This is a genomic window from Polaribacter marinivivus (assembly GCF_042651285.1).
Taxonomy (GTDB): Bacteria; Bacteroidota; Bacteroidia; order Flavobacteriales; family Flavobacteriaceae; genus Polaribacter; species Polaribacter marinivivus.
Map to the genome: position 1 here is coordinate 1 of NZ_JBHSCY010000002.1, position 14,985 is coordinate 14,985.

Consider the following 14,985-nt stretch of genomic DNA (forward strand, 5'->3'; position numbering starts at 1 on the left):
TTCGCAAAAATGGTAATCGATAAAAAGGAATACAAACCTGCTACCTAACTTATTCAGATTAGCTTTTTGCGAAAATTGGTTTAAATTCGCAAAAATGGTAATAGATAAAAAGGAATATAAACCAGCAACATAAAATAATTTTTTAAAAATAATTTATAATATTAATCTTTAATTCATATTTCTTTTCTATTTTTGCAGTCCAAAATTTATAAATCAACAGTTTAACTGTTTTAAAATATTAAAGATACGATGAAGGGAGGTGCCAACTTATGTTAATTATACCAGTAAAAGAAGGAGAGAATATAGATAGAGCTTTAAAACGTTACAAAAGAAAGTTCGATCGTACAAAGACAATGAAGAATTTACGTGAAAGAAAAAACTTCACAAAACCTTCAGTTGCGAAAAGAGCTCAAAAAATTAAAGCATCTTACATCCAACGTTTAAGAACACAAGAAGAAGTAGGTTAGAAATAATTTCTTTTTCAAAATATAAAAATCTCACATTATTAAATGTGAGATTTTTTTTATACATTCATTTCATTAAAAATTACTAATTCCAAAATACTTGAACTTAATAGATAGCTTTTTAGAGTATCTTTTACATGAAAAAAAATATTCATTGTTAACTGTTAAAGCTTATAAAAATGATTTAACTGTGTTTAAAGAATTCATTGTTTCAGAATTTGATGAAAATGATATTACAAAAGTAGAATACAATCAAATACGAAGTTGGATTATTGAATTAGTAAATAAGAATTTATCAAATAGATCAATTAATAGAAAAATTAGCTCTTTAAAGTCTTTTTATAAATTTTTACAAAAATCACATCAAGTAGAGGTAAATCCATTAGCTAAACATAAAGCATTAAAAACATCAAAAAAAGTTCAAGTTCCATTCACGTATAAAGAAGTAAATAGAGTTATTTCTAATATATCTGAAGATTCTAATTTTGTTTCAATAAGAAATAAATTAATTGTTGAACTTTTTTATTCAACAGGAATTAGAAGAATGGAACTGATTAATATTAAATTGTCTGATGTAAATTTAAGTGATAAAACAATAAAAGTTTTAGGGAAAAGAAATAAAGAAAGATTTGTACCAATACTAAATTCTGTAAACAACTCTATTGAAAAATATTTAATAGAAAGAAAAAAAATAAACTTAGTAACAGAGAATCTATTTGTAACAGAAAAAGGAAACAAAATTTATGAAACACTTGTTTATAGAATAATTAATTCTTACTTTAGTTTAGTTTCTTCAAAAGTAAAAAAGAGTCCTCATATTTTAAGGCATTCTTTTGCAACACACTTATTAAACGAAGGAGCAGATTTAAATTCGGTTAAAGAATTGCTAGGGCATTCTAGTTTAGCCTCTACTCAAGTCTACACAAATAATAGTCTTGAGACTTTAAAAAAAGTGTATAACCAAGCTCATCCTAGGAGCACTAAAAAATTTTAGTTTATGAAAGTATTCACACAATCAGTTAATTTTAATGCAGATAAAAAACTTATAAATTATGCTGAAGAAAAAGTCAGTCATCTTGTAAAATTCCATGATAAGATTGTAGATGCAGAAGTTTTCTTAAAAGTTCAAAACACAAGTGATAAAGAAAATAAGATTACAGAAGTTAAAATTAATATTCCAGGACATGAATTAATAGTTAAGAGAGAGACTAGAACCTTTGAAGAAGGATTAAACATGGCTGTAGATAATTTAAAAAGACAGTTAAAAAGACATAAAGAAAAATTAAGAGATTCATTAATTTCATAATTTTTAAAAAAATAATAACAAAAAGTTTTACAAATTAAAAAAACTTTATACATTTGCAATCCGTTAGAAATAGCGGATTGTTTTTTTATAACAAAAGCCGATGTAGCTCAGCTGGCTAGAGCAGCTGATTTGTAATCAGCAGGTCGTGGGTTCGAGTCCCTCCATCGGCTCAAAAAAACAAAAAAAGTTCATTTATTTATTGAATTTTAGGGGAGATTCCAGAGCGGCCAAATGGGACGGACTGTAACTCCGTTGTCTTTCGACTTCGCAGGTTCGAATCCTGCTCTCCCCACATAAAATTATGCGAGAGTAGCTCAGTTGGTAGAGCGTCAGCCTTCCAAGCTGAATGTCGCCGGTTCGAACCCGGTCTCTCGCTCAAAAAAACTGAGTTGTAGAATTAAGTATGTTAATAATAAAATTATTGACATTTACTTAAAACTTTAAACTGACAAAAGCCGGTGTAGCTCAGTTGGTAGAGCGCATCCTTGGTAGGGATGAGGTCACGGGTTCAAATCCCGTCATTGGCTCATTTAATTAGTATTATTAGACACTAAATATATTTAAACTAAGAATTAAAATTAATAATTATGGCAAAAGGAACTTTTGACCGTTCGAAACCACACTTAAACATTGGTACTATCGGACACGTAGATCACGGTAAAACTACTTTAACTGCGGCTATTACTAAAGTATTAGCTGATGCAGGTTTTTCTGAAGCTAAATCTTTTGATCAGATTGATAATGCTCCTGAAGAGAAAGAAAGAGGTATTACAATTAACACTTCTCACGTAGAATATCAAACTGCTAATCGTCACTATGCACACGTTGACTGTCCAGGTCACGCGGATTATGTGAAGAACATGGTAACTGGTGCTGCTCAAATGGATGGTGCTATTTTAGTTGTTGCTGCAACAGATGGTCCTATGCCACAAACTAGAGAGCATATCTTATTAGGTCGTCAGGTAGGTATTCCTCGTATCGTTGTTTTCTTAAACAAAGTTGATATGGTTGATGATGAAGAGTTATTAGAATTAGTTGACATGGAAGTTAGAGAATTACTTTCTTTCTATGACTATGATGGTGATGAAGGGCCAGTTGTTTCTGGTTCAGCTTTAGGTGCTTTGAATGGTGAGCAAAAATGGGTTGATACAGTTTTAGAATTAATGGAAGCTGTTGATAACTGGATTGAAGAGCCAACTCGTGAGGTTGATAAAGATTTCTTAATGCCGATTGAAGATGTATTCTCAATTACTGGTCGTGGTACTGTAGCTACTGGTAGAATTGAAACTGGTATTGCAAACACTGGAGATCCTGTTGAGATCATAGGTATGGGAGCTGAGAAATTAACTTCTACTATTACAGGTATCGAAATGTTCCGTCAAATCTTAGACAGAGGTGAGGCAGGAGATAACGCTGGTATCTTATTAAGAGGAATTGAAAAGACACAAATCAAAAGAGGAATGGTAATCTGTAAGCCAGGTTCTGTAACTCCACATGCTAAGTTTAAGGCTGAGGTTTATGTTCTTAAAAAAGAAGAAGGTGGACGTCATACTCCATTCCATAACAACTATCGTCCTCAGTTTTATGTTAGAACAACAGATGTTACAGGTACTATCAACTTACCTTCTGGTGTAGAAATGGTAATGCCAGGTGATAACTTAACAATTACTGTAGACTTAATTCAACCAATTGCATTAAACGTAGGTTTACGTTTCGCTATCCGTGAAGGTGGTAGAACAGTTGGTGCTGGTCAGGTAACTGAATTATTAGACTAATAATAAGTTAGTTTATTAATTGATAAATATAAAAGGGTGTCCCGTTTTTACGGGATGCCTTTATCAATGAATAAACGGGTTTAGCTCAGTTGGTAGAGCACTAGTCTCCAAAACTAGGTGTCGGGAGTTCGAGCCTCTCAACCCGTGCAAAATAGAAGAAAAATGAACTTTATACAATATATCAAAGACTCTTTTGATGAATTAAATAACCACATGACGTGGATATCTAAAGAAGATGCTCAAAAGACAACAGTAACTGTAGCTGTATTTACAATACTTTTTGCTTTAGCTGTTGCTGGTATAGATTACGTTTTTCAAACTGGATTAGATAACTTTTTCAAATTATTTTAAGAAATAAATTATGGCTGATTCAGTAATGAAATGGTATGTTGTTAGAGCCATTGGAGGACAAGAAAATAAAGTTAAATCTTATATAGAAACTGAAATTTCTAGAGTAGGTTTATCTGATTATGTAAGCCAAGTGATTGTGCCTACTGAAAAAGTTGTTCAGATTAGAAATGGGAAGAAAGTAAATAGAGAAAGAGTTTATTTCCCAGGATATATAATGGTAGAAGCAAATTTATCTGGTGAAGTTCCTCACGTTATTAAATCTATTACTGGAGTAATTGGTTTTTTAGGTGAAACCAAAGGAGGTGATCCTGTACCAATGCGTAAATCTGAAGTAAATAGAATGTTAGGTAAAGTAGATGAATTATCTGTACAAGATGAAAACATTGCAATACCATATAATGTTGGAGAAACAGTAAAAGTTGTAGATGGACCATTTAATGGTTTTGATGGAACTATAGAAAAAGTAAATGAAGAAAAGCGTAAACTTGAAGTAATGGTGAAAATCTTTGGAAGAAAAACACCATTAGAATTAAGTTATATGCAAGTAGAAAAGATATAATTGTTACACAAATATATATCGATTTGTTTTTAAGCTTCCAAATTAAAACAAGTCACAAAACATTTTTAAAATGGCAAAAGAAGTTAGTAAAGTAGTTAAATTACAAGTAAGGGGAGGTGCTGCGAATCCGTCGCCACCAGTTGGACCCGCTTTAGGTGCTGCTGGTGTTAACATTATGGAGTTCTGTAAACAGTTTAATGCAAGAACGCAAGACAAACAAGGTAAAGTTCTACCTGTTGTTATTACTGTTTTCAAAGACAAATCGTTCGATTTTGTTGTAAAAACTCCTCCTGCAGCAGTCCAGTTACTAGAAGCGGCCAAAATCAAGAAAGGTTCAGGAGAACCAAACAGAAAGAAAGTAGCATCAGTTACTTGGGATCAAATTAAAGTAATTGCAGAAGATAAAATGGCAGATTTAAATGCTTTTGAAGTTTCTTCAGCAATGAGAATGATTGCAGGTACAGCTCGTTCTATGGGATTAACAGTAAAAGGTGATGCACCAGCATAAACTTTATAAACAATAGTAAAATGGCAAAATTAACAAAAAAGCAAAAAGAGGCTTACGCTAAGATTGATAGATCTCAATCTTATGATTTAGCAGCTGCTTCAGCGCTAGTCAAAGACATTACTAATGTAAAGTTTGATGCATCAGTAGATTTAGCAATTCGTTTAGGAGTAGATCCTCGTAAAGCTAATCAAATGGTTAGAGGTGTAGTAACATTACCTCATGGAACTGGTAAAGATGTAAAAGTTTTAGCATTAGTAACTCCAGATAAAGAAGCAGAGGCTCAAGAAGCAGGTGCAGATTATGTTGGGTTAGATGAATACCTTCAAAAAATTAAAGGAGGTTGGACAGATGTAGATGTAATTATTACAATGCCAAGTGTAATGGGTAAATTAGGTCCTTTAGGTAGAATTTTAGGTCCTAGAGGTTTAATGCCTAACCCAAAAACAGGTACTGTAACAATGGATGTAGCTAAAGCTGTTCAAGATGTAAAAGCAGGTAAAATCGACTTTAAAGTTGATAAAACTGGTATCGTTCATGCAGCAATTGGAAAAGTATCTTTTGATGCTAAGAAAATCCAAGAAAATGCTAACGAATTAATTCAAACAATTATTAAATTGAAACCAACTGCAGCAAAAGGAACTTATGTAAAGAGTGTTTACATGTCTAGTACAATGAGTCCTTCTATTGAGGTTGATGTAAAAGCTGTTTAATAAGTTAAAACTTAACATTATGACAAGAGAGGAAAAATCACAAGTAATACAAGATTTAACAGCAACATTAGCAGATACTAACACTGTATATTTAGCCGATATTTCTGGTTTAAATGCACAGACTACATCAAACTTACGTAGAGCATGCTTTAAAGCTGGTGTTCAGTTATCAGTTGTTAAAAATACATTACTTGCAAAAGCAATGGAGGCGTCAGATAAAGATTTTGGCGATCTTCCATCAGTATTAAAAGGTAATACTTCTATGATGATTGCAGAGGCTGCAAATGCACCTGCAAAATTAATCAAAGAATTTAGAAAAAAATCCAAAGATAGACCATTATTAAAAGGGGCTTTTGCAGAAGAGTCTGTTTATATTGGTGATGATCAATTAGATGCTTTAGTAGATATCAAGTCTAGAGAAGAATTAATTGGAGAAATCATTGGATTATTACAATCGCCAGCTAAGAATGTTGTTTCAGCATTACAATCTGGTGGACAAACACTTTCAGGTATTATAAAAACATTATCTGAAAAATAATTAGCGCACAAATAAACTATAATAAAACAAAATTTTTAAAAACAATTAAAATGGCAGATTTAAAAGATTTCGCAGAACAATTAGTTAACTTAACAGTAAAAGAAGTTAACGAATTAGCTACTATTTTAAAAGACGAATATGGTATTGAGCCAGCAGCAGCTGCAGTAGCAGTAGCAGGTCCAGCAGCAGGTGGTGGAGATGATGCAGGTGAAGAGCAAACTGAATTCGACGTAATCTTAAAAGCAGCAGGTGGTTCTAAATTAGCAGTTGTTAAATTAGTTAAAGAATTAACTGGTTTAGGATTAAAAGAAGCTAAAGGTATCGTAGATAGCGCTCCAGCAGCAGTTAAAGAAGGTGTATCTAAAGATGAGGCAGAAGGTCTTAAAAAATCTTTAGAAGAAGCAGGAGCTGAAGTAGAGCTTAAGTAAGCTATTACTCCCGCTTTTTGAAGAGTTCAAAAACGGGAAAACAAATATAGGTTTAGGTACTAAAACGTTATGTTTTAGGCCTAAACCATTTTGTGTATATATTCGTTCTTTATTTTAATCAGATTTTTAATCAAAAAATATATTCTCTTTTGGCAACGAAAAACACTACTGAAAGAATCAACTTCGCAACTTCTCAAATGATTAAAGAGTATCCAGATTTCTTGGATATTCAGGTAAAATCTTTCCAAGATTTTTTCCAACTTCAAACAAAAGCAGAAGAAAGAGGTGAAGAAGGTTTGTACAAAACCTTCATGGATAACTTTCCAATCACAGATACAAGAAATCAATTTGTATTAGAGTTTTTAGATTACTTTGTAGACCCACCAAGATATAGCATTCAAGAATGTATAGAAAGAGGTCTTACTTACAGTGTCCCTTTAAAAGCTCGTCTTAAATTATATTGTACAGATCCAGAGCACGAAGATTTTGAAACTATTGTTCAAGATGTGTATTTAGGTACAATTCCTTATATGACTAACTCTGGAACATTTGTTATTAATGGTGCTGAACGTGTTGTTGTTTCTCAACTTCACAGATCTCCAGGAGTTTTCTTTGGACAATCTTTCCACGCAAATGGTACAAAATTATATTCAGCAAGAGTAATTCCTTTTAAAGGTTCTTGGATAGAATTTGCTACAGATATCAATCAAGTAATGTATGCTTACATTGATAGAAAGAAAAAATTACCAGTAACCACTTTATTCAGAGCCATTGGTTTTGAAAGAGATAAAGATATTTTAGAAATCTTTGATCTTGCTGAAGAAATTAAAGTTTCTAAAGCAGGACTTAAAAAAGTATTAGGACGTAAATTAGCAGCAAGAGTTCTTAAAACTTGGTTTGAAGACTTTGTTGATGAAGATACAGGTGAAGTAGTATCTATCGAAAGAAATGAAATCATTTTTGATAGAGATACTATTTTAGAAAAAGAACATATTGATGAAATAATTGAAGCAGGTGCTAAAACGATTTTACTTCATAAAGAAGATAATCAAATGGCAGACTATGCTATTATTCACAATACACTACAAAAAGATCCAACAAACTCAGAAAAAGAGGCTGTTGAGCATATCTATAGACAATTACGTAATGCAGAACCGCCAGATGAAGAGACTGCAAGAGGTATTATAGATAAATTATTTTTCTCAGAACAACGTTATAATTTAGGTGAAGTAGGTCGTTTTAGAATGAACACTAAACTTCAGTTAGATGTTGATATGGATGAAAAAGTATTAACAAAATTAGATATTATAACAATCATTAAATATTTAATTGAGTTAATCAATTCAAAAGCAGAAGTAGATGATATAGATCACTTATCTAACAGACGTGTTCGTACTGTAGGTGAGCAATTAGCTGGTCAGTTTGGTGTTGGTTTAGCACGTATGGCAAGAACTATTCGTGAGCGTATGAACGTTCGTGATAATGAAGTTTTTACACCTATTGACTTAATTAATGCAAAAACATTATCATCAGTAATTAACTCATTCTTTGGTACAAACCAATTATCTCAATTTATGGATCAAACCAATCCATTAGCAGAGATTACTCACAAGCGTAGATTATCTGCACTTGGACCTGGAGGTTTATCAAGAGAAAGAGCTGGTTTCGAGGTACGTGATGTACACTATACACATTATGGACGTTTATGTCCAATTGAAACTCCTGAAGGACCAAATATTGGTTTAATTTCTTCACTTTCTGTTTTTGCAAAAGTGAATAACTTAGGATTTATTGAAACACCTTATAGAAAAGTTAGTAATGGAGTTGTTGCTAAGGAAGAGCCAATTTATTTAAGTGCAGAAGAAGAAGAAGGTAAGAAAATTGCTCAATCTAATTTAGCATTAAATGAAGATGGAAGTTTTGCAACAGACAGAGTTATTGCTCGTGAAGAAGGCGATTTCCCTGTAGTTACTCCAGATGTAATTGATTATATGGACGTTGCTCCAAATCAAATTGCATCAATTTCTGCATCGTTAATTCCTTTCTTAGAACATGATGATGCAAACCGTGCATTAATGGGATCTAACATGATGCGTCAAGCTGTTCCTTTATTACGTCCTGAAGCACCAATTGTAGGTACAGGATTAGAAAGAAGAGTTGCTAAAGATTCTAGAATCTTAATTAACGCAGAAGGTAAAGGTGTTGTAACTTATGTAGATGCAAACAAAATTACAATTAAGCATGATAGAACTGAAGAAGAAAACTTAGTAAGTTTCGATTCTGATGAAGTTACTTATGACTTAATTAAATTTAGAAAAACGAACCAAGGTACTTCAATTAACCTAAAGCCAATTGTTAAAAGAGGTGATAGAGTAGAGGAAGGACAAGTACTTTGTGAAGGTTATGCAACACAACAAGGAGAATTAGCTTTAGGTAGAAACATGAAAGTAGCCTTTATGCCTTGGAAAGGGTATAACTTTGAGGATGCCATCGTGATTTCTGAAAAAGTTGTTCGAGAAGATATATTTACATCTATACATATTGATGAGTATTCTTTAGACGTAAGAGATACAAAATTAGGAACTGAAGAGTTAACTAATGATATTCCAAACGTTTCTGAAGAAGCTACTAAAGATTTAGATGAAAATGGAATGATTAGAATTGGAGCAGAAGTGAATCCTGGTGATATCTTAATTGGTAAGATTACACCAAAAGGAGAATCAGATCCAACTCCAGAAGAAAAATTATTACGTGCCATTTTTGGTGATAAAGCAGGTGATGTAAAAGACGCATCATTAAAAGCTTCTCCATCATTAAGAGGTGTAGTAATTGATAAAAAATTATTCAAAAGAGCTGTAAAAGATAAAAATAAGAGATTAAGAGATAAAGAAGCAGTAGCTACTTTAGAGCAATCTTTTGTATCTAAGTTCGAAAGTTTAAAAGACCAGTTAATAGAAAAGTTATTTAACCTTGTTAGTGGTAAAACATCACAAGGTGTATTTAATGATTTAGGTGAAGAAGTATTACCAAAAGGTAAAAAATATACACTTAAAATGTTAAACTCTGTAGATGACTATGTGCATTTAACAGGTACTTGGACAACTGATGAAGATTTAAACAAATTAGTTGGTGAATTAGTTCATAACTATAAAATAAAAGTAAACGATTTACAAGGATCTTTACGTCGTCAAAAATTTACAATTTCTGTAGGTGATGAGTTACCAGCAGGTATTTTAAAATTAGCTAAAATTTACATCGCTAAAAAACGTAAGTTAAAAGTGGGTGATAAAATGGCTGGACGTCATGGAAACAAAGGTATTGTTGCAAGAATTGTAAGAGCAGAAGATATGCCTTTCTTAGAAGATGGAACTCCTGTTGATATCGTTTTAAATCCATTAGGGGTACCATCTCGTATGAATATTGGTCAGATTTATGAAACTGTTCTTGGTTGGGCAGGTCAAAAATTAGATAAGAAATATGCGACACCAATTTTTGATGGAGCTTCTTTAGATGAAATCAATAAATATACAGACGAAGCTGGTGTTCCAAGATTTGGACACACATATTTATATGATGGAGGTACAGGTAAACGTTTTGATCAACCTGCAACTGTTGGTGTAATTTATATGATTAAGTTAGGTCACATGATTGAAGATAAAATGCATGCGCGTTCTATTGGACCTTACTCATTAATTACTCAACAACCATTAGGTGGTAAAGCACAATTTGGTGGTCAGCGTTTTGGAGAGATGGAAGTTTGGGCACTTGAAGCATATGGAGCATCAAGTATCTTAAGAGAAATCTTAACTGTAAAATCTGATGATGTTATGGGTAGAGCTAAAACTTACGAGAGTATCGTAAAAGGAGAAGAAATGCCTGAACCAGGTTTACCAGAATCGTTTAACGTATTAATGCACGAACTTAAAGGTTTAGGCTTAGACGTTAGATTAGAAGAATAAATTTTTTCAGTAACCAGTTTCCAATAGTTTCTATTGGAAACTGACTACTGCCAACTATACTTATTAAAAGACATGGCAAGAAGACAAGAGAAATACACTGTAAAAAAGTTTAATAAAATCTCAATTGGTTTATCATCTCCAGAAGCTATATTAGAAGTTTCTAAAGGAGAAGTTTTAAAACCAGAAACCATAAACTATCGTACGCACAAACCTGAACGTGATGGTTTATTCTGTGAGCGTATTTTTGGTCCTGTAAAGGATTATGAGTGTGCTTGTGGTAAATACAAAAGAATACGTTACAAGGGGATAGTTTGTGATAGATGTGGTGTAGAAGTAACTGAAAAGAAAGTACGTAGAGATAGAGTAGGACATATTAATTTAGTAGTTCCTGTTGCTCATATTTGGTACTTTAGATCATTACCTAACAAAATGGGTTACCTTTTAGGTTTACCTTCTAAAAAGTTAGATATGATTATTTACTACGAACGTTATGTAGTAATTCAACCAGGTATTGCTAAAAACGCAGAAGGTGAACCATTACAAAAAATGGACTTCTTAACAGAAGAAGAATATTTAGATATTGTTGATGAGTTACCACAAGATAATCAGTATTTAGAAGATACAGACCCAAACAAGTTTATTGCTAAGATGGGTGCAGAATGTTTAATTGATTTATTAGCTCGTATCGATTTAGATGAGTTATCATTCCAATTAAGACACAAAGCAAATACAGAAACTTCTAAACAACGTAAAACAGAAGCATTAAAGCGTTTAAATGTTGTTGAAGCATTCAGAGATTCTCAAAAAAATAGAGAAAACAATCCTGAGTGGATGATTATGAAGGCAATTCCAGTAATTCCGCCAGAATTACGTCCATTAGTGCCTTTAGATGGTGGTCGTTTTGCAACATCTGATTTAAATGATTTATATAGAAGAGTTATTATTAGAAATAATCGTTTAAAAAGATTAGTTGAAATAAAAGCTCCAGAAGTTATTTTACGTAACGAAAAACGTATGTTACAAGAATCTGTAGATTCATTATTTGATAACACACGTAAATCATCTGCAGTAAAAACTGAATCTAACAGACCATTAAAATCTTTATCAGATTCATTAAAAGGTAAACAAGGTCGTTTCCGTCAAAACTTATTAGGTAAGCGTGTTGATTATTCTGCACGTTCTGTAATTGTTGTTGGACCTGAAATGAAATTATCTGAATGTGGATTGCCAAAAGATATGGCTGCTGAACTTTACAAGCCTTTTGTAATTAGAAAATTGATTGAAAGAGGAATTGTAAAAACAGTTAAATCTGCTAAGAAAATTATAGATAGAAAAGAACCAGTTGTTTGGGATATTTTAGAAAATGTAATTAAAGGTCATCCAGTTTTATTAAACAGGGCTCCTACATTACACAGACTTGGTATTCAAGCTTTCCAACCAAAGTTAATTGAAGGGAAAGCAATACAATTACATCCTTTAGCATGTTCTGCATTTAATGCCGATTTTGATGGGGATCAAATGGCGGTTCACTTACCTTTAGGACCAGAAGCTATTTTAGAAGCACAATTATTAATGTTAGCTTCTCATAATATCTTAAATCCTGCAAATGGTGCTCCTGTTACTGTACCTTCTCAGGATATGGTACTAGGTCTATATTATATGACTAAAGAAAGAAAGTCAACTCCAGAAGTTCCTGTAAAAGGAGAAGGATTAACTTTCTATTCACCAGAAGAAGTAACTATTGCTTTTAACGAAGAAAAAGTTGATTTAAATGCTGGTATTAAAGTAAGAACTCAAGATTTAGATGAAAATGGCGAGCAAGTAACTAAAATTATAGAAACTACTGTAGGTAGAGTTTTATTTAATGAGAAAGTTCCTACTGCTGCTGGTTACATCAATGAAGTATTAACTAAGAAAAACTTAAGAGGTATTATTGGTGGTATTTTAAAAGCTACAGATATACCAACAACAGGTGCATTCTTAGATGAAATAAAAAATATGGGATATAAATTTGCTTTTGAAGGTGGTTTATCATTCTCATTAGGAGATATCATTATTCCTGCTGAAAAACAATCTATGATTGAAGAAGCAAACAAGGAAGTAGATGGTATTGTAATGAATTATAACATGGGTATGTTAACGCAAAAAGAGCGTTACAATCAGGTAATTGATGTTTGGGGTTCTACCAACAACAGATTAACTGAGTTATCTATGAAACGTTTACGTGAAGACCAACAAGGATTTAACTCAGTATATATGATGTTAGATTCTGGAGCAAGGGGTTCTAAAGAGCAAATTCGTCAGTTAACTGGTATGCGTGGATTAATGGCTAAGCCTAAAAAATCTACTGCTGGTGGTGGTGAAATTATTGAAAACCCAATTCTTTCTAACTTTAAAGAAGGGTTATCAATCTTAGAATACTTTATCTCAACTCACGGAGCTCGTAAAGGATTAGCAGATACCGCTTTAAAAACGGCAGATGCTGGGTACTTAACAAGACGTTTAGTAGATGTTTCACAAGACGTTATTATTAACGAAGAAGATTGTGGTACATTAAGAGGATTAGAAGTTACTCCTTTAAAGAAAAATGATGAGATTGTAGAATCTTTATCAGATAGAATTGAAGGTCGTATATCTTTACAAAATGTATATGATCCATTAACTGATGAAATTTTAATAGAAGCTAATCAACCAATTACTGCACAATTAGCAGAAAAAGTTGAAAAATCTGGAATTGATTCTGTAGAAGTTAGATCTCCATTAACTTGTGAGTCTGCAAAAGGTATTTGTGCTAAATGTTATGGTCAGAGTTTATCTACTCGTAACAAAGTTCAAATTGGTGAAGCAGTTGGTGTAATTGCAGCACAATCTATTGGAGAGCCAGGTACGCAGTTAACATTAAGAACATTCCACGTAGGTGGGGTTGCAGGTAACATTTCTGAAGAGAATAAGTTAGTTGCTAAGTTTGATGGTAATGTAACAATAGACGATTTAAGAACTGTTAAAGGAAAAGATAACGAAGGTAATGAAGTAGATATCGTAATTTCTAGAACAGCTGAAATTAAAATTGTTGATAAGAAAACGGGTATAACTCAAAGTACAAACATACTTCCATATGGTTCTATCATTTTTGATAAAGATAGAAAGACAATAAAGAAAGGTGATGTTATTGTACAATGGGATCCATTTAATGGTGTAATTGTTTCTGAATTTGCTGGTAAAGTTAAGTTTGACAATTTAGAGCAGGGTATGAACTATTCTGTAGAAATTGATGAACAAACTGGTTTCCAAGAAAAAGTAATTACAGATTCTAAGAATAAGAAAATTATTGCTTCTTTAATTATAGAAGATAAAGATGGTAATGCTCTACGTTCTTATAGTTTACCTGTTGGTGCTCACTTAATGGTTGATGATGGAGATACTGTAGAAAGTGGAAAAACATTAGTAAAAATACCAAGAAAGTCTGGTAAAGCAGGCGATATTACTGGAGGTTTACCACGTGTAACAGAATTATTTGAAGCACGTAACCCATCTAACCCATCTGTTGTTTCAGAGATTGATGGTGTGGTTTCTTTTGGTAAAATAAAAAGAGGTAATAGAGAAATTATTGTTGAGTCTAAAACTGGAGATGTTAAAAAGTATTTAGTTAAACTTTCTAACCAGATTTTAGTTCAAGAAAATGACTTTATTAAAGCTGGTATGCCTTTATCTGATGGTGCTACAACACCTTCTGATATCTTAAGAATTAAAGGACCATCTGCAGTACAAGAATACTTAGTAAACGAAATTCAAGAAGTATATCGTTTACAAGGTGTAAAAATTAATGACAAGCATTTCGAAGTTGTAGTTCGTCAAATGATGCGTAAAGTTAAGATTATAGATTCAGGAGACACACTTTTCTTAGAGAATCAATTAATCCATAAAAATGACTTTATCGCAGAAAATGATGCTATTTACGGAATGAAAGTTGTTGAAGATGCTGGAGATTCAGAAAATTTAAAAGCAGGTCAAATTATTACTGCTCGTCAATTAAGAGATGAAAATTCTTTATTAAGAAGAAATGATCAGAACTTAGTTGTAGCAAGAGATGCACAACCTGCAACAGCAGAACAAGTTTTACAAGGTATTACAAGAGCATCATTACAGACAAAATCATTTATCTCAGCAGCTTCTTTCCAAGAAACTACTAAAGTATTAAATGAAGCAGCTGTTAATGGTAAAGTAGATACGTTAGAAGGATTAAAAGAAAATGTAATTGTAGGTAAAAGAATACCTGCAGGTACAGGAATGAGAAAGTACGACAATGTTATTGTTGGTCCTAAAGACGAAATAGAACAAAGTTTCTAAAGTATAACGTGTAAACGTTTAAATATTTAAAGTTGAATTG

General features: G+C 32.4%; 12 protein-coding genes and 5 tRNA genes. All 17 read left to right on the forward strand.

Annotated features, from left to right (window positions below):
- Positions 1-269: 269 nt before the first annotated feature.
- The 17 genes from rpsU to rpoC all read left to right on the forward strand — a co-directional run bounded on the left by rpsU (position 270) and on the right by rpoC (position 14,945).
- Entirely contained in the window at positions 270-467 is a 198-nt protein-coding gene (rpsU, locus tag ACFOWD_RS08040) for a 30S ribosomal protein S21 (protein ID WP_298993992.1), read from the forward strand.
- A gap of 97 nt (positions 468-564) precedes the next feature.
- Positions 565-1,458, forward strand: coding sequence for a tyrosine-type recombinase/integrase (locus tag ACFOWD_RS08045; protein ID WP_298993990.1), 894 nt, complete (start codon positions 565-567; stop codon positions 1,456-1,458).
- A 3-nt stretch (positions 1,459-1,461) separates the two neighbouring features.
- Positions 1,462-1,770: a ribosome hibernation-promoting factor, HPF/YfiA family gene (gene hpf / locus ACFOWD_RS08050; protein WP_298993988.1), complete on the forward strand. Its 309-nt coding sequence runs from the start codon at positions 1,462-1,464 to the stop codon at positions 1,768-1,770.
- Between the two features lie 96 nt (positions 1,771-1,866).
- Positions 1,867-1,940 (forward strand) — tRNA-Thr (locus ACFOWD_RS08055).
- Positions 1,941-1,979: 39 nt separating this feature from the next.
- Positions 1,980-2,062 (forward strand) — tRNA-Tyr (locus tag ACFOWD_RS08060).
- 11 nt (positions 2,063-2,073) lie between these two features.
- Positions 2,074-2,146: transfer RNA gene (locus ACFOWD_RS08065), tRNA-Gly, on the forward strand.
- Positions 2,147-2,224: 78 nt separating this feature from the next.
- Positions 2,225-2,297 (forward strand) — tRNA-Thr (locus ACFOWD_RS08070).
- Between the two features lie 60 nt (positions 2,298-2,357).
- A complete protein-coding gene (tuf, locus tag ACFOWD_RS08075) occupies positions 2,358-3,545 on the forward strand; it encodes an elongation factor Tu (RefSeq protein WP_298993985.1) in 1,188 nt (395 codons plus the stop codon).
- Between the two features lie 74 nt (positions 3,546-3,619).
- Positions 3,620-3,692, forward strand: a tRNA-Trp gene (locus ACFOWD_RS08080).
- Between the two features lie 15 nt (positions 3,693-3,707).
- Positions 3,708-3,896 (forward strand): preprotein translocase subunit SecE, encoded by a 189-nt coding sequence (gene secE, locus ACFOWD_RS08085; protein ID WP_114425156.1) that lies wholly within the window; start codon positions 3,708-3,710, stop codon positions 3,894-3,896.
- 10 nt (positions 3,897-3,906) lie between these two features.
- Positions 3,907-4,455 carry a transcription termination/antitermination protein NusG gene (nusG, locus tag ACFOWD_RS08090; protein ID WP_298993982.1) on the forward strand — a complete coding sequence of 183 codons (549 nt, stop codon included), beginning with the start codon at positions 3,907-3,909 and terminating at the stop codon, positions 4,453-4,455.
- A gap of 70 nt (positions 4,456-4,525) precedes the next feature.
- The gene (rplK, locus tag ACFOWD_RS08095) at positions 4,526-4,963 is read left to right on the forward strand and encodes a 50S ribosomal protein L11 (RefSeq protein ID WP_298993980.1); all 438 of its coding nucleotides are present in this window, start codon (positions 4,526-4,528) and stop codon (positions 4,961-4,963) included.
- A gap of 20 nt (positions 4,964-4,983) precedes the next feature.
- Positions 4,984-5,673 (forward strand): 50S ribosomal protein L1, encoded by a 690-nt coding sequence (gene rplA / locus ACFOWD_RS08100; RefSeq protein ID WP_298993978.1) that lies wholly within the window; start codon positions 4,984-4,986, stop codon positions 5,671-5,673.
- 19 nt (positions 5,674-5,692) lie between these two features.
- Entirely contained in the window at positions 5,693-6,211 is a 519-nt protein-coding gene (gene rplJ / locus ACFOWD_RS08105; protein WP_298993976.1) for a 50S ribosomal protein L10, read from the forward strand.
- A gap of 50 nt (positions 6,212-6,261) precedes the next feature.
- Positions 6,262-6,639 (forward strand): 50S ribosomal protein L7/L12, encoded by a 378-nt coding sequence (rplL, locus tag ACFOWD_RS08110; protein ID WP_298993974.1) that lies wholly within the window; start codon positions 6,262-6,264, stop codon positions 6,637-6,639.
- A gap of 149 nt (positions 6,640-6,788) precedes the next feature.
- The gene (rpoB, locus tag ACFOWD_RS08115; RefSeq protein WP_298993972.1) at positions 6,789-10,598 is read left to right on the forward strand and encodes a DNA-directed RNA polymerase subunit beta; all 3,810 of its coding nucleotides are present in this window, start codon (positions 6,789-6,791) and stop codon (positions 10,596-10,598) included.
- 72 nt (positions 10,599-10,670) lie between these two features.
- Complete coding sequence (gene rpoC, locus ACFOWD_RS08120) at positions 10,671-14,945, forward strand: DNA-directed RNA polymerase subunit beta' (protein WP_377410975.1); 4,275 nt, start codon at positions 10,671-10,673, stop codon at positions 14,943-14,945.
- Positions 14,946-14,985: the final 40 nt, after the last annotated feature.

Coding starts and splice junctions, on each gene's coding strand:
- rpsU (WP_298993992.1), top strand. CDS start 270: ATGTTAATTATACCAGTAAAAGAAGGAGAGAATATAGATAGAGCTTTA.
- hpf (WP_298993988.1), top strand. CDS start 1,462: ATGAAAGTATTCACACAATCAGTTAATTTTAATGCAGATAAAAAACTT.
- tuf (WP_298993985.1), top strand. CDS start 2,358: ATGGCAAAAGGAACTTTTGACCGTTCGAAACCACACTTAAACATTGGT.
- secE (WP_114425156.1), top strand. CDS start 3,708: ATGAACTTTATACAATATATCAAAGACTCTTTTGATGAATTAAATAAC.
- nusG (WP_298993982.1), top strand. CDS start 3,907: ATGGCTGATTCAGTAATGAAATGGTATGTTGTTAGAGCCATTGGAGGA.
- rplK (WP_298993980.1), top strand. CDS start 4,526: ATGGCAAAAGAAGTTAGTAAAGTAGTTAAATTACAAGTAAGGGGAGGT.
- rplA (WP_298993978.1), top strand. CDS start 4,984: ATGGCAAAATTAACAAAAAAGCAAAAAGAGGCTTACGCTAAGATTGAT.
- rplJ (WP_298993976.1), top strand. CDS start 5,693: ATGACAAGAGAGGAAAAATCACAAGTAATACAAGATTTAACAGCAACA.
- rplL (WP_298993974.1), top strand. CDS start 6,262: ATGGCAGATTTAAAAGATTTCGCAGAACAATTAGTTAACTTAACAGTA.
- rpoC (WP_377410975.1), top strand. CDS start 10,671: ATGGCAAGAAGACAAGAGAAATACACTGTAAAAAAGTTTAATAAAATC.